Annotated in this window: 18 protein-coding genes; 2 read left to right on the top strand and 16 right to left on the bottom strand. The window is 34.7% G+C overall.

What is annotated here, in order from left to right:
- Window positions 1-25: 25 nt before the first annotated feature.
- A complete protein-coding gene (locus tag B6A10_RS03730; protein WP_188219764.1) occupies window positions 26-925 on the top strand; it encodes a NifU family protein in 900 nt (299 codons plus the stop codon).
- Between the two features lie 170 nt (window positions 926-1095).
- Here B6A10_RS03730 and tsaB read toward each other — a convergent pair whose 3' ends face one another.
- The 3 genes from tsaB to B6A10_RS03745 are packed head-to-tail and all read right to left on the bottom strand — an operon-like array spanning window position 1096 to window position 4504.
- Window positions 1096-1764, bottom strand: a complete 669-nt coding sequence (tsaB, locus tag B6A10_RS03735; RefSeq protein ID WP_188219765.1) for a tRNA (adenosine(37)-N6)-threonylcarbamoyltransferase complex dimerization subunit type 1 TsaB — start codon at window positions 1762-1764, stop codon at window positions 1096-1098.
- Window positions 1765-1824: 60 nt separating this feature from the next.
- Entirely contained in the window at window positions 1825-3120 is a 1296-nt protein-coding gene (locus B6A10_RS03740; protein ID WP_188219766.1) for an efflux RND transporter periplasmic adaptor subunit, read from the bottom strand.
- A 10-nt stretch (window positions 3121-3130) separates the two neighbouring features.
- On the bottom strand, window positions 3131-4504 hold the full coding sequence (locus tag B6A10_RS03745) for a TolC family protein (RefSeq protein ID WP_188219767.1): 1374 nt from the start codon (window positions 4502-4504) through the stop codon (window positions 3131-3133).
- A gap of 179 nt (window positions 4505-4683) precedes the next feature.
- On the opposite strand from B6A10_RS03745, the gene B6A10_RS03750 reads away from it, so the two are divergent.
- Window positions 4684-6096: a DUF4403 family protein gene (locus tag B6A10_RS03750; RefSeq protein ID WP_188219768.1), complete on the top strand. Its 1413-nt coding sequence runs from the start codon at window positions 4684-4686 to the stop codon at window positions 6094-6096.
- Window positions 6097-6175: 79 nt separating this feature from the next.
- Here the strand turns inward: B6A10_RS03750 and B6A10_RS03755 are convergent, their stop codons facing one another.
- From B6A10_RS03755 to gcvH, 13 genes are all read right to left on the bottom strand, one after another.
- Window positions 6176-6454, bottom strand: coding sequence for a hypothetical protein (locus B6A10_RS03755; protein ID WP_188219769.1), 279 nt, complete (start codon window positions 6452-6454; stop codon window positions 6176-6178).
- Window positions 6444-6986 (bottom strand): DUF420 domain-containing protein, encoded by a 543-nt coding sequence (locus tag B6A10_RS03760; RefSeq protein ID WP_055094348.1) that lies wholly within the window; start codon window positions 6984-6986, stop codon window positions 6444-6446. The genes B6A10_RS03755 and B6A10_RS03760 overlap by 11 nt, the downstream gene beginning before the upstream one ends.
- Before the next feature lie 3 nt (window positions 6987-6989).
- Window positions 6990-7676 (bottom strand): SCO family protein, encoded by a 687-nt coding sequence (locus tag B6A10_RS03765; protein ID WP_188219770.1) that lies wholly within the window; start codon window positions 7674-7676, stop codon window positions 6990-6992.
- A gap of 9 nt (window positions 7677-7685) precedes the next feature.
- The gene (locus B6A10_RS03770) at window positions 7686-8327 is read right to left on the bottom strand and encodes a hypothetical protein (RefSeq protein ID WP_188219771.1); all 642 of its coding nucleotides are present in this window, start codon (window positions 8325-8327) and stop codon (window positions 7686-7688) included.
- A 75-nt stretch (window positions 8328-8402) separates the two neighbouring features.
- A complete protein-coding gene (locus B6A10_RS03775; protein WP_026712668.1) occupies window positions 8403-8753 on the bottom strand; it encodes a cytochrome C oxidase subunit IV family protein in 351 nt (116 codons plus the stop codon).
- Between the two features lie 20 nt (window positions 8754-8773).
- Window positions 8774-9745 (bottom strand): cytochrome c oxidase subunit 3, encoded by a 972-nt coding sequence (locus tag B6A10_RS03780; protein WP_055094342.1) that lies wholly within the window; start codon window positions 9743-9745, stop codon window positions 8774-8776.
- A 43-nt stretch (window positions 9746-9788) separates the two neighbouring features.
- Window positions 9789-10376, bottom strand: a complete 588-nt coding sequence (locus tag B6A10_RS03785) for a cytochrome c oxidase subunit 3 (protein ID WP_188219772.1) — start codon at window positions 10374-10376, stop codon at window positions 9789-9791.
- Between the two features lie 2 nt (window positions 10377-10378).
- Window positions 10379-11293: a heme o synthase gene (cyoE, locus tag B6A10_RS03790; protein WP_394354329.1), complete on the bottom strand. Its 915-nt coding sequence runs from the start codon at window positions 11291-11293 to the stop codon at window positions 10379-10381.
- 142 nt (window positions 11294-11435) lie between these two features.
- Entirely contained in the window at window positions 11436-11816 is a 381-nt protein-coding gene (locus B6A10_RS03795; RefSeq protein ID WP_055094661.1) for a DUF2750 domain-containing protein, read from the bottom strand.
- A gap of 48 nt (window positions 11817-11864) precedes the next feature.
- Window positions 11865-13973, bottom strand: a complete 2109-nt coding sequence (locus tag B6A10_RS03800) for a gliding motility protein RemB (RefSeq protein WP_188219773.1) — start codon at window positions 13971-13973, stop codon at window positions 11865-11867.
- Between the two features lie 17 nt (window positions 13974-13990).
- Entirely contained in the window at window positions 13991-14734 is a 744-nt protein-coding gene (gene deoC, locus B6A10_RS03805) for a deoxyribose-phosphate aldolase (protein ID WP_188219774.1), read from the bottom strand.
- A gap of 146 nt (window positions 14735-14880) precedes the next feature.
- Window positions 14881-15258, bottom strand: a complete 378-nt coding sequence (locus tag B6A10_RS16335; protein WP_188219775.1) for a VanZ family protein — start codon at window positions 15256-15258, stop codon at window positions 14881-14883.
- Window positions 15251-15631: a glycine cleavage system protein GcvH gene (gene gcvH, locus B6A10_RS03815; RefSeq protein ID WP_055094332.1), complete on the bottom strand. Its 381-nt coding sequence runs from the start codon at window positions 15629-15631 to the stop codon at window positions 15251-15253. The genes B6A10_RS16335 and gcvH overlap by 8 nt, the downstream gene beginning before the upstream one ends.
- Window positions 15632-15650: the final 19 nt, after the last annotated feature.

The raw sequence follows: 15650 nt of genomic DNA on the forward strand, positions 1-15650 counted from the left end.
AAATTTGTAAAAATTTACAAAAATCATGACAAAAATAACTATTAAAGAAACTCAGAATCCAACGATTTTAAAGTTTGAATTTGAGGATTTTATTACCCGAAACGAAAGTTTTGAGTTTAAAAATATAGACGAAGCCAAATCTTCTCCCCTTGCCCAGCAATTATTTTATTTACCATTTGTAAAAACGGTTTATATTTCGGGTAATTTTATTGCAATTGAACGATTTAGCATTGTAGAATGGGAAGATGTTCAGGACGCTGTAGCCGAACAAATTGAAAAATATGTAAACAATGGCGGTGTAATCATCAATCTTGATGAAAACAAACCAAAAAAACAACCGATCACGGTTTACGGAGAAACAACTCCAAATCCTTCGGCTTTGAAGTTTGTAGTAAGCCGAATGCTGACTAAAACAGCTGTTGAATTCAAAAATATTGACCAAACGGCTTCTTCGCCATTGGCTAAGGAATTGTTCAAATTCCCTTATGTAAAAGAAATTTTCATTGACGAAAATTACATTTCGGTAACTAAATACGATTTAAACAGCTGGGACGAAATCACCTTAGAACTTCGAACTTTTATCAAACAATACATTGAAAACGGAGGAATTGTTCTGGATGACAGCGTTGTGGCCAATGCTGAAAAACAGGAACAAATTAAGAATGAAGAATTCGAAAAACTGGATGTAACTTCGCAACAAATCGTAAATATTTTAGAAGAATATGTAAAACCTGCCGTTGCTGCCGATGGCGGAAATATTGCTTTTGAATCTTATGACGAAGCGAGCAAAACGGTAAAAGTAATTCTTCAGGGAGCTTGTAGTGGTTGTCCTTCTTCTACTTTTACTTTGAAGTCCGGAATCGAAAACATGTTGAAAAGCATGTTGAATGACAACAGTATTCAGGTGGAAGCTATTAATGCTTAAAACAAACTCACTTATAAAAACAAAAAAGCGTTTCAATCGAAACGCTTTTTGTTTATACAGCTGTTTTATCCTTTTAAGTTTAAGTTATAAAACGTTTCTTTTTTATAAACCATATAAGATATTCAGATTCATTAAGTCTAAATTCCCTTAATTTCTTAATGGTAAAAAAATTATTTTTTCGAAGCAGTAACCATAAAATCCTTAAGATAATAAGGTTCAAAATAAGCCACATCCACAAAATCATTTTTAAGGAATTTATCATAGCTAAAAGCACTCATTTCTTTAGCAGACGGATAAATAATATCATCTAAAAATACAAAATTGGCCTTTATCAAAACAGCCTTGCATTTTTCGGCGCAGTCACCCACAAAATAAAGTGTTTCTCCAAATTCCTGAAAGGAATTTTCGTCAATAATCTCAGCCCGAATTGCTCTTTTCGACTCCAAATTTGTCGAAAAAACAGCACTATACACTTCCATCCTTCGGGCGTCTAACATGGGAATAATTAAGCCAGAATCTACCTTAGCCTGAGCCGCCAAAGCTTTTAAAGTATCTACCGCAATTAACGGAATCTCCAAAGCAAAACACAAGCCCTTTGCCGCCGAAACTCCAATCCGAAGTCCGGTATAGGAACCCGGTCCCTGACTCACTGCAACAGCAACTAAATCCTGATACGTTATTCCGGCTCCCTTGATACTTTCTTCAATAAAAACGTGTAATTTTTCTGCATGAGAATAACCTTCTTCAGCTATTTCATTACAAACAATCGTTTTTCCTTCTTTGGCAATGGAAACGGAACATTTTTTAGTTGCCGTTTCTATATTAAGTATGTAGCTCAATGGTATATTTTTTTTGCAAAGGTCTGAAAAAATTCAATTTTCCGGAGCTAAAGAACTAAATTATTTCTTTTTCCCCTCTGTTTTGAGTTTCACTTTATCTCCGGAATTCAATTCTTTACTTACCGTTGTATAAGGTCCAGTTATCACTTCGTCTCCATTTTTAACGCCGCTTAAAATTTCGATATTCGTATCGTCCTGAATTCCTGTTTTTACGATTTTAATTTTCGCTTTTTCACCCGATTTGATAAAAACACATTCGAGTTTTTTATCGTTTTTAGGAACTACATTTTTCTCCTCTTTTGGATCCGGTATTTTTTTATCTGAAACTTTAACCGCAGCCGTATCCGATTTCACAACCACCGCACTGATAGGCACTGCCAAAACATTTTTCTTAGTTTTGGTAATAATATCAACCGTGGCGGTCATTCCAGGTCTGAAAGGCGAATAAGTAGCCGGTTTTCCTTCTAATAAATCTTCGTAGGATTCTTTTAAAATGCGAACTTTTACTTTAAAATTGGTCACCTGATCGGCAGTTAAAGTAGAACTTGCCGAGTTAGAAATACTCGTCACCACGCCTTTAAATTCTTTTTTCAAATAAGCATCGACTTCCACTTTTGCTAAATCACCTTCTTTGATTTTAACAATATCATTTTCATTCACATCCACTTCCACTTCCATATTGTTCAAATTGGCCACACGCATCAATTCAGTTCCGGCCATTTGCTGTGTTCCCAAAACTCTTTCGCCTAATTCTACGTTTAGCACCGAAATCGTTCCATCGGCAGGCGCATAAATACTGGTCCGTCCTAAATTATCTTTAGCCTCATTCACGGAAGCCGAAGCACTCTGCACATTATAATAAGCCGATTGTTTGGTAGCTTTTGCAACTTCAAAAGAAGCGATGGATTTATCCCAATCGGATTTGGAAATAATTCCTTTTTCAAATAAAACTTTATTGCGTTCATAACTGGCTTTTGCTTCTTTAAACTGTGCCTCACTTTGCGTTAATCCGGCTTTTGAACCGGATAATCCGGCAACGGTTCTGTTCAAACTGGACAAATACAAATCCGGATTTATCTTAACTAGCAAATCACCTTTTTTTACTATCTGGCCTTCTTTTACCGGCAAATCGATAATTTCTCCCGAAACCATCGAAGCAATTTTCACTTCAATTTCCGGTTGGATTTTTCCGGTTGCCGAAACGGTTTCCACAATAGTCATTGGAACTACTTTGGCAATTTCAATCTCTTTTGCATCGTCTTTATTTCCTAAAAGACCTTTTTTCCCCAGATACAAAAGCACTCCAAGAACTACTATAAAAACAGCAAGAATGATATAAATATTTTTCTTTGACATAATGATGGTTTTATTTTTTTATGATTGGAATTCCAAAATAGAATTCTAATATTTTCGTTTTAAAAATGTAATCGTATTTAGTTCTCAACACCTCCGATTGTGCTGCCGACAACAAAGTTTGCGACTGACTCAATTCGAAAGCATTCATCAAACCTACTTCAAATTTTTCTTTGGCATAATTGTACGATTCCAAACGGGAATCCAACGCCTGAACTGCCGATTCATACGCTTTTAAAGCTCCTTTTGCATCGGTAAAAGCCGTATAAACATTGCGTTGCAAATCTAATTCCTGTTGTTCCAAGGCTATTTTTGATTTTTCAAAACTCACTTTCGAACGCTCTACATTGTTTCGAACAGCAAATCCGCTAAAAATAGGGATATTCAATTGAGCACCGAAAGACTGCCCTTTATTATCATTAAACTGATCGAAAAATTTAGGCGGCGACTGAGTTCCTATAACTGCCCCAGTTGTTAGATCTCTTAACGCAACATCGGCATAGGAAACACGGGTATTAAAATTATAAAAACCCCTTAATGTTGGCTGATAAGCGCCTTTGGCAATACTCACATTTTTTTGGGCAATTTCAAGATTGGTCTGCGCTATTTTTAACTCGGCTCTTTCCTGTTTGGCTTTATCATAAATGGATGTTGGCGTTTGACTTAAAATCGACTGATCCATTTGAAATTCCTCCGAATCAGCGACATCAAAGTTATCAAAACTGTCTAATTGTAATAATTGCGCCAGACTCAATTTGGAAATCAACAAAGCATTCTCAGCAGCAATTACCTTTTGATTATCGGCAGCAATAGTGGCTTTAACATCCAGCAAATCTCCTTTTGGCAAGTTTCCGGCGTTGACTAATTCCTGAGTTCTTTTTAATTGCTTATTATCGATAGCCAATTGCTCATTTTGAACCTTTAAATTTTCTTTATTAAAAAGCACCTGCAAAAAAGCATTGGCAACATTCAAGGCGATATCTTCCTGCATTTTTTGCAATTGATACTGGGAAGCTAAAAGTGATAATTTGGCTTTTCGCAAATTGTTTACATTTTGCAAACCTTTGTAAATATCAATTCCCACATTGGCACCGGCCGAAGTAAACTGCGTTGTTTGATTTTTTAAAAGTCCTGTGGTAATATCCTGATTCAAACCAATATTCCAGGAATGCGAAGCCGAAGCCGATACCGAAGGCATAAATTTACCATAAGCATCTTTCTTGTCAATTACGGCTGTTTGAGTATCTAATTCCGATTGTCGAATAGAAATATTATGTTCTAAAGCATATTTCACGCATTCTTCCAAGTTCCATTTTCGGGTTTGTCCCATCGAATAAAAATGAGTTAAAACCAGAAGCAGTAAACTAAAATATTTTTTTCGATTCATAAGATTCAGATAAAATGAAGTAAAGTTACTACACAAAAATAAGTTTTTCTGATTAAGAATCATACATATTAAGAAAACATTTGAAAATCTTAAAAATGAAAACAAAATCTAATTTGACAAATTCTTTTTCAAACAAAAAATCAAAGCTTTTTCTAAATTTACGACTTCAAATTGAACCCATGAAAAAAACTGCTTTTCCCCTTATTTTTTTGAGCTTGCTAACAATTATGAGTTGCTCTACTTCTCAAAAACTAGCTACCTTAAAACCGGAGCCGGACGATGCCAGCCCGATAGTTTACAACAATGTTCCTTCGTTTATCAACATGCCGATAAATGTAAAACTCAAAGACATTGAAAACAAAACCAATAGCTTTTTGAACGGTTTGATTTACGAAGACAACGACATTGAAGATGACGATATCGAAATGAAAATTTGGAAATTGGCTCCTATTTCTATCAAAAACAGCAATGAAGTCAATTCGAATTCGGATAAAATCACTACTGTACTTCCTTTGAAAGCAACTATAAAATACCGCATTGGCACCAAAACAATGGGCGTAAATTTGTACAACACCAAAGAATTTCATCTGAATGGTATTGTAACCCTAAACAGCAAAGTGAATTTAAATAACTGGAAACTAAAAACACAAACCGAATTAAAATCATTAGACTGGAATGAAAGTCCGACGATGAGTGTTTTTGGCAAAAACATGCCGGTAACTTATTTAATCAATCCTTCTATAAAACTTTTTAAAGCTAAAATTGAAAAAAAAATTGATGCAGCTATTGAAAAAGCAACAGATTTCAAACCGAATGTTTTAGCAGCATTGGAAAAAATTTGTACACCTTTCCAAATGAATGAGGCTTATGAAAGTTGGCTGCGAATTGTTCCCGCAGAAATCTACTCCACCGCCTCTCATTTAAAAAACGATTCTTTTGTATTGCAAATGGGAGTAAAATGCAATATGGAAACCATCATCGGTCAGGTTCCCGAAACCCAATTTGATGCAGAAAAAATTGTTTTAAAAGCAGTAAGTAAAATCCCGAATCAAATCAATGCTAATATCGTTGCTGTTTCCAGCTATCAGGATGCTTCCCGCATTATAAAAAAAAATTTTGCCGGAGAAACTTTTAGTTCCGGTTCCAGAAAAGTAACCGTTCAGGATGTTTCTATTTGGCACAAAAGCGGAAAAATGGTCATCGCTCTGGACTTAATTGGTTCGCTGAACGGAACGATTTACCTGGCGGGATTTCCTAAATACAATTCGGAGAAAAAAGAAATTTATTTTGACGAGCTGGATTATGTTTTGGATACCAAAAACAAATTGTTGCGAACTGCCAACTGGCTCGCTCAGGGAATTATTCTGAAAAAAATTCAGCAAAATTGCCGTTATTCTATTCAGCCAAATTTAGACGAAGGCAAGAAAACCATGCTGAATTACCTCAACAATTATTCGCCAATGAAAGGCGTTTTTGTAAACGGTAAAATGGAAGACATTCAATTTCAGAAAATAGAATTGAGTCAAAATGCCATCATTGCATTTGTAAAAGTAAACGGAGTCATCAACATCAACGTTGACGGATTAGAATAAACGATTGAAATGACAATTTCAATTTCAATGGCAATATCAAATATCAATTAATCCTAAATTAGAAATCTCCTTTAAAGAATTATTCAGATTTTAACTTGGATTTTCGCATTTTGTAAACAAAATAACCAACAAGAGCAACCAACAAATAAGGAATCACCATCAGGTAAACAATACCATCGTTAACCGCTTTTGCCTGCTCAATATTTCCATCATTTGTCAACGCGGCTCTACACATGGCGCATTGGGCATTTGTAATAAGAGGAAAGAAAAAAGAGAAAAGAATAAAGACATATTCTGACTTAAAAATATTCTTCTCTCTTTGTTCTTGGTTCTTGTTTCTTTTTTCTTTAGTGTGCATAATAAGGAGCAATCATTAAATAAACCACTACACCGGTTACGGCTACGTACAACCAAATAGGATAGGTAATTTTAGCTATCTTTTTATGCTTATCAAATACCTGAGCCAAAGCGCGCACATAGGTAATTAATACCAATGGGATAATCGCAATAGACAAGATAATATGCGTTACCAGAATAAAATAGTAGATGTACTTTATTATTCCTTCACCACCAAATTTAGTCGAATCAGAAGTCATGTGATAAGCCACATACATTCCTAAAAAAGCTACTGAACAGCCAATAGCTGTTTTCATTAAATTTTCATGCAATTTAACTTTTCCGTTTTTAATTGCATTGACAGCAAGAAGCAACAAAACAGCTGTAATTCCGTTGATTGTAGCGTAAATTGGCGGTAAAAAAGATAATGGTTCTACATCATAACCCATTTTTCTTAAATTCACTCCAAAAAGCAACGCCACCACTAAAGGTATCGCTACAGATAATACTACAATCCACTTGTTGTATTTGGTTTCCAAATTTTGTTTTTCCATTACTTATTCTGCTAATAAAATACTTATATCCTGTTGAATATCCCTAACTCCTTTTTTGTCTAAGCCGTCATAATATAAAATCGGATTTCTAAATTCATCTTTTCTGCAACGAATATTACCGTTTTTATCAATTAAAGCAAACATTCCGGAATGTTCAAAGCCACCGTTTACTTTACTGTTTTCTCCTGCATACAAATTGAATCCTTTGTTAGCCAAATCAAAAATAGTTTGACGGTCTCCGGTTAAGAAATTCCAATTAGATGATTTAACACCCAACAATTCTGCGTGAGATTTTAAAACTTCCGGTGTATCATGCATCGGATCGATAGTGATAGAAACAATTCCGAAATTAGGATTTCCAAAGAATTTCTTTTCGATAATCAGCATGCTTTGATTCATTTTAGGACAAATGGACGGACAGGTCGTAAAGAAAAATTCCAAAACATATACCTTTCCTTTATAAGTTTCATTGGTAATTTTTTTTCCGTCCTGATTTATCAAATCGAATTTGGGAGCCGGACCAATTTTCTCTAGAGCTACTTCGGCATTCGAATCGGAAGAAAGCTTATCCAAACGATCTGCTTTTACGACATCAGAATTTTGAATTCGGGAAACAATCTTTGGAACAGCATAAATTCCAAAAATTAAAACGATAAATGCAATTCCGATATAGGATTTATTTTTAAACATAATAACTATTTACAATTGTTTAGTTGCGTTGTGATTCTTTTTCAATGCTGCACGATATTCGTAAAGAATAATTTTAAAATCGTCTAACATTTCGTTACTCAAATCAGACGGATGAAAAGTATCATAACCTTCTTTATAATCTTTGCCGCCATTTCTTCCTCTCAAATTCCTCTCCTTATCTACGATATACACATTTGAAGTCCCAAAATTAGCGTCTAAACTTCCTTTTAATTTCAACTGACTGTAATAGTTTTTGATTTCTTCAGGAGTTGTAAAAACAAAATACCAATGTGACACATCGGTAAAATCATCAAAAGCATCCATGATACTTTTGACATCTTTTTCAGTGCCTAACGGGCAAACCATTACAAACTGTAAATCTTTAAAATTGTGATAACGTTGGTATATTTTTTCGTTTAGATTGAATAAGTTTCCTCTGTTTTTCAAAACCTCAGTCCCCGAAAAACCCAAAATGGTAATTTTATTATTCAAACTTACTTTCTCCCCTCTTAATGACTCCCAATTTCCTAAGTCGGCAACTTTAGGCGTAATGACAGGTAATTTTGTAAAACTGTTAACTCCTGAAGCAAAAAAGAGATAAGCAACAATTGGCAACACAAAAAGTACAAAAAGAACAATATTTTTTTTCATCAGGGAAAGTAATTTTAATTGCAAAAATAAAAAAAGGCACGCAATAGCGTGCCCTTTTTTTGAATTAATATAGTGTTAAAAATTCCATTTAATGGTTGAATCTTTAAAAACCCCATAAATATAATGCCCTTCAGTCAACAGAATGAAAAGTAAGTATAAGACAAGAAAAACGATAGGTAAAACGATAGACCATCTAAGGCTAGGTTTTTCACCTTCTAAGTGCATAAAAGCCCAAACAATGTAATAAGCTTTAAATACTGTAAGCGCGTAGAAAATCCAATTCAACAAGCTTAACCCAAGGAAATACTGACGATGAATAACATCTGGTTTATAAATACCTAAAAGTACCTCTATAATTGTAACTACTGATAAAATTCCGAATACTTTCCAGATTCTACCTGCATTTGATTCATGTGCGTGTGCCATAATATAAAAACTTTAAAAAATTAAACTAGATAGAAAACTGTAAATACAAATACCCACACTAAATCTACAAAGTGCCAGTACAATCCAACTTTTTCTACCATTTCGTAACTTTTTCTTTTCTCATATGTCCCTAGCAACACATTAAAGAAAATAACGATATTAATAATAACTCCTGAGAATACGTGGAATCCGTGGAAACCTGTAATAAAGAAGAAGAAATCAGCAAACAATTTATTACCGTACTCATTTCTTACTAAGTTAGCTCCTTCTACTACATAAACAGCATCTTTCAATCTTGCTTCAGACTCCGCTCTTGAAAGGATTACTTTATTTTTATCATGAATCAATTCAGTTCTGATTAATACATCTGGATGCGCTTTGAAACCAGCCTGAATTTCAGCAACAGAATACGATGGTAAATTAGCTTCTTCCTGAAACCATGTACCACGACTTCTTGTCAATTGCGCTCTTTCTTCCGGTAATTTCACTGCAAAATCAGCAAGTGCAATTTGTTTTCCGTCTTTAACAAACTGAAGAATACTTCCTCCTTTTGTTTCAACAGCTCCGTACTCTCCTTTGATGAAGTTTTTCCACTCCCAAGCCTGAGAACCAACGAAAATTAAACCACCAATAATAGTTAAAAACATGTAAAGTGTCACTTTATTTTTCTTCATTTGGTGACCTGCATCAACAGCCAAAACCATTGTTACAGATGAGAAGATCAAAATAAAAGTCATAAATGCCACATAGTACATTGGAGCAGAAACTCCATGCATAAATGGGAAGTGCGTAAACACTTCATCGGCCAATGGCCAAGTTTCAATAAATTTAAATCTTGAAAAACCGTAAGCTGCTAAGAATCCTGAGAAAGTCAAGGCATCAGACATGATAAAGAACCACATCATCATTTTACCATAACTTGCTCTCATAGGCTCGTTGCCGCCTCCCCAAGTTGTTCCTTCGTTATTTGCAGTAGTAACTGTCGCTTCCATATAAAGATATTCGTTAAAAAGTTCCCAAATTTACGTTTTTTTCTTATTTAAAGAAATATATAAATAAAAATAATAAAACCCACAGTAAGTCCAGAAAGTGCCAATACATCGCACCTAGTTCTATACCAAGAGTTTGAGCTGAATTGTATTTTTGTTTAAAATGATTATAAATTATGATTAAAAGCGAAATTATCCCTCCCGCCAGGTGCAGCAAGTGCATAAACGCTATAATATATAGGAAAGTTACTGTTATCGAACTCCCTTCTCCGGTCATATAATAACCACTTTCGATGATTTGTCCAAAACCAACAAACTGCGAAATCACAAATACCACACCTAAAACCAATGTAGCTAGCAACATCGCCGTAGTTTTAGAACGGTTATCCTGCTGAATTGCTTTTTTAGCCAAATGAAAAGTTACACTACAAGCCAAAATAACTGCCGTACTAAAGTAAAAAGCCGTTGGCAATTGAAAATTATTCAACCAGTCCACCCTTGACTTGCTTACAATAAAAGCACTCGTCAATCCGGCAAACATCATAAACATACTCACCATTGCAAACAACAAAATCATTTTGGACGATTTTGCACTTCGCTCTTTTTGCTCTTCCGCTGTGATTGAAACACTCATAACTATCTTAAAAATTTATCAATTATATAAACCAATTGCAACAAGGAAATATACGACACACTCACCAACATTAAGGTTCGCGCCGCCTTTGCTGTTTTTATTTTATGCAATCGCACTGCATAATACAGCATCCAAAGTCCTAATAAAAATACCGCAACAGCTGCATAAGGAGAAATAAACAATTTTCCGGTATAACCTAAACTTGGCAAAAGCGAAGCAATAATTAACCAAATCGTATATAAAATTACCTGCAAAGCCGTTCCGTTATCTTTTTTTCCGGTTGGCAACATATAAAAACCGGCTTTCGCATAATCATCATACAAAAACCAACCAATAGCCCAGAAATGAGGAAATTGCCAGAAAAACTGAATCAAAAACAAAGTTCCCGCTTCAATTCCGAAATCTCCGGTAGCCGCCACCCAGCCTAACATAAAAGGAATCGCACCCGGAAATGCCCCCACAAAAACCGATAAAGAAGTAATGGTTTTAAGCGGCGTATAAACACTGGTATATAAAAAAATGGAAATCGCCCCAAACATCGCTGTTTTAGGATTTATCATATACAACAATGCAATTCCTGCAATGGTCAGCAAACTAGCCACAAACAAAGCCACATTTGGCGCCATTCTTCCCGATGGTACAGGACGGTTTTTAGTTCGATCCATCAAGGCATCCAAATCCCTTTCTATCACCTGATTGAAAGCATTAGAAGCCCCCACCATACAATAACCACCAATACAAAGCATCAACAAAACTGACCACTGAAAAGGCTGATTATCATTAAAACCTAATAGATAACCCGCAATAGACGAAAACAACACACTAATAGCTAATCCTGCCTTAGTGATTTCTTTAAAATCGGTAAAAATTGATTTAAGGGAAAGGGTATGTGTAGTTGTGCTCAATGCCGTTTTCATTAGGTTTTTGTAAAACTGCTGCAAAAGTAACGCATCAAAAGGGAATTGACAAAAATCTAATCATAAAATATTGTTGAAGAAAAATTTAAGTTGTTTTAGAAGAATATTTTTAAACATTAACTTAATAAGTCACTTGCAAAAACTAATAATTTTCTAATTCATCACTTAAATCTCTGGCAAATTCATCTAAATCCACAACAAAACCTGTTTTACCATTTAAAGGAAAAACATTAATCAAATAATTTTCAGATGCTATTAAATCAAATATTTCATCCTCTAAATCTCCCAGCGTTAATTTTTTAGGGCTGCAATTTTTCCATCCATTATTTAAATTCGAATTAACGAATTCTTTAGCAGACCAAAATGAAATCAATATTTTATCATCAATATCAGAAAGAGCAAAATCTCCACTTTCATCAATTATTGTCCATAATTCTTCAAAATCAGCGACTCTTTTAATAAAATACAGATATCTTTTATAAGGTTCTAAATTTGAAACACTTTCAATTTCTTTATTATTCATATCTCTTTTTATTAAAATTAATGCCAAACTACGATTTTGAATGTACTATCAATAATCAAAATACCAGTTAAAAATATCAGAACGCAATCCGATAGAAAACCAATTGGTGCTTTCTTTAAATACAGTAGCAGTATTTTCCTTTGGATTAAAATCCCTGTAAATATAGCTCGCAAAAAGTTTCAGGTTAGTCGAAGGATTAATCAAATAACCACCCTGAATATCGGTCATGAAAAATTTGGTTTTATTTCCTTGCCCTACTTTTACACCTGAATTAGCAAAACGCTCTTCATCATAATCACGATAAATATTCGTTCCGTAATTAGAATTGGCTCCCGAAGCTGCAAAATCAAAACCTCTCACTGCAGTTGTGATTTTCAAATCAGCAAACCATCTTCCCTGATGGTAACGGGCAATAGCGATGAATTCGCCAAAATTAGCTCCCCATTGATGCCCTAAACTTTGATTGTTATGACCGTAATTGGTAATTGGTTCACTGTGCGAATACACATAAGGCCGTACACGATTGTATTCCAGTTGCACTAATAAATTAGGAACATTAAATGCATTGTAATATTTCGCTCCTACTTGATAACCGTATTTGTTTTTCCAACTATTATCTCCTTCTTTAATATCATTCAAAGAAAACTCATCTAATAAAAATTGTCCGTAAAAATTAAGCTGATTGCTCCATTTGTATTTAAAAGTCAACCCAAGTAAGGCATTCCCCGACTTAGAAGAAGAACCAAATTCCACCGCACGATAAAAAATAATCGGATTCACAAAACTCGCATCAAAACCTCTGTCGTTTCCATTGGTCCAAACCACCGATTCAAAAAATCCTAAATTCAATCGATTAGATACATTCCAACTCAAATAGTGATTCGCCATAAACTTAGTCGCATAGGTCTTATCAACCGTTACTTCCGGACGAATATCTTTGAGCCACATATAAGTGTTCGTATATTTTATCTTCCAAAACTTTGTATTCAACTTAAAATAAGGATACGGACTCGCGCCATCACTTTCCAACAAAGAACGATAACCATCCCCAATAAAATTTCTGCCATATCCCAATTGCATATCCATAAATTTATTGGGAGTAAAAGTAATATTGGCTTCTGCCATTGGAAAATCATAAGCATCCGTTTTAAATTCTTTGGCAATACCAATTCCCGGAACAACCGCCGGATTTCCTCCCGAAGGTTTTATCGATTCCGCATATTGATTATAATAATCTGCAAATCGCCCCTGACTTTCAAAAATAGTAGTCGAAAAATTAAGTTTATCACCTAAACCACCTCTAAAATTAATGGCTCGGGTATTAACAAAAGTATTTACCGATTTATTCCCGGAAGCCCTCCCTAACTGCAAATCCAAAACCGGATTTAACGTAAACCAATAATCTTCTCCTTTAATCTCAACCGTGTTTTCATTCCATAATTTTCGGGTCCACCAGCCGGTAGTTGGTTTCTTCAATTGTTCATTGACTTTTTTAAAATCATAATATTTAGCCACTTCGGCATAGGCATAAGGCTTTGAAGCGGTATGATTATTACTTCCTACTTGATTAATTGCAGCATCAAATTGTGCATAATAGCTATGTGAAAAAGGAATATTTAAATGACTTTCTAACTCCGGATTATTATATTTATGATACACCATGCTATCCAACTCGGTCAATTGTGGAGTAGTATTTCTAAGAATATCGGCTTTCACCAAATTCTCTTCAGCCAAAGTAGCCGCGCTTTTTAATGGAATTGCAATGGTGATATTGTATTTCGAATATTCCGCTTTGCCATTGTAAGTGGCCGGAGTAATTTTTGGAAATTTCGCAAAAACTCTTTTGGTTTCCTCTATTAATTTTTCATCAACGGCGTTCACATAAATTACTTTAAAAACCCCTTCGGCATTGACTTCAAAAAGCACTTTTACATTTCCTTTGAAATTATTTCGAACTAAATCTTCAGGAACCACAAAATTCTGAAAAACAAAATCCTGCACTTCGGTATAAAAACAATTTTGCAATTCCTGATTTTCCAGATTTTCACAACTTGAAAAAACCGGAAAACGGGAAGCGTTAACGGTGCCTAAAGAATTCGTATTTTGGGCAAAACCCAAAACGGAAGTAAAAAATAAAACCAGCCAGCTTTTTTTCATATATTTTAATCTAAATCTTAATATCCTTTTTGCACTTTTCCTCCGCTAACAATTGCTAAAGCCGATGAAGTCCCAATACGTTTAACACCCAGTTTAATCATCGCCTCCGCCTCTTCATAAGTACGAACACTTCCGGCAGCTTTTACCGGAAGTGGCGAAGCATTTTCTAACATCATAATAATAGATTCTTTAGTCGCTCCGTTGGGTTCATTATTAGGCGTTTTGTAAAATCCTGTGGAAGATTTTACAAAAACAGCCGAATAATCAGCTTCTTTACAATTCGAAATAACCACGTTTTTAATTAAAGCAGAAAGCTGAATAATTTGTTTATCGGTCAGCGCTACTACTTCGATAATCCATTTTATAATTTTATGATTGGCCAATGCCAGTTGAGTCCCTTTCAAAATCTCGTCTTTAAACAAATCGACAGCTCCGTTTTTAAAAGCTTCGTAATTACAAACAAAATCCAATTCGTCAGCACCGTCGGCAATAGCCTGAGCAGCCTCTTTTAATTTTGCCTCAATAGTTGCATTTCCTTCCGGAAAATCAATCACCGTTCCCACTTTCACATTCGAAGCTGCATTCACAATCATTTGCTTAGCCAATGACACCATTTCCGGTCGAATCATCACCAACTTAAAGCTTTCCCGAATGGCTTCTTCAACCAAAGTTGTTACGACTTCCTGATTTTGTTCCTCATTTAGTCCGGATTGCGAAAGTGTTTTTAAATACGTAGAATCTATATACGACCTGATATCCATACTTCAGCTTTTAGATGGGTGTTTACACAAAAATACATTTAAATTTCAAATGGATTCCTGTTCTGTACTTTTTGATAAAATCAAATGCAACTGAATAACAAAAAACAAAGTTATCAATAAAAAAATCCCGCCGAAGCAGGATTTCTCTATTTACAATTGAATTTTTTATTCAAAATTTGAATGGTTAAAATTGCCAGTAATGCTCCGGTGGAATTTGCCAAAACATCAACTGCATCTCCGTTTCGGGTTACCGTTAAATAGGTTTGAAAAAGCTCAATTGCAATTCCGAAAACCAAAGACATTACAAAAACGATACTTAATAATTTTACACGACGAACCGTTTTAAATGAAAAACGAAAAGCATAAAACCACAATAAACTAAATACAAAATGGAAAACAGCATGAACGTACTTGTCTATATAAGGAATCGTTATTTGAGGAAGTTCACTGGCTTTTATCAAACAGAGATAAATAATATTCCCTGTCCAGGCGAGTGCTGCTCCCAGGCAAATTTTCTTAAGCACCAATCAACGCTTTATAACCTTCGCTGTCTAATAAAGTATCAAATTCAGCTAAATCTGAAACCTTTACTTTAATCATCCAACCTTCTCCGTAAGGATCAGAATTCACTAATTCAGGTGCATCTTCTAAACCTGTATTAAATTCAATGATTTCACCAGATAAAGGCAAAAACAAATCCGAAACCGTTTTAACAGCTTCTACAGTTCCAAAAACTTCATCTTTATCAAGAGTTTGATCTAAAGTTTCTACTTCTACATAAACAATATCACCCAACTCTTTTTGGGCAAAATGTGTAATTCCAACTGTTGCAATATCTCCGTCTAAACTTACCCATTCGTGGTCTTTAGTGTACTTTAAATTTGCTGGTATGCTCATAATAATAGTATTTGAAATA

The organism is Flavobacterium pokkalii, assembly GCF_014596575.1.
Classification (GTDB): Bacteria; Bacteroidota; Bacteroidia; order Flavobacteriales; family Flavobacteriaceae; genus Flavobacterium; species Flavobacterium pokkalii.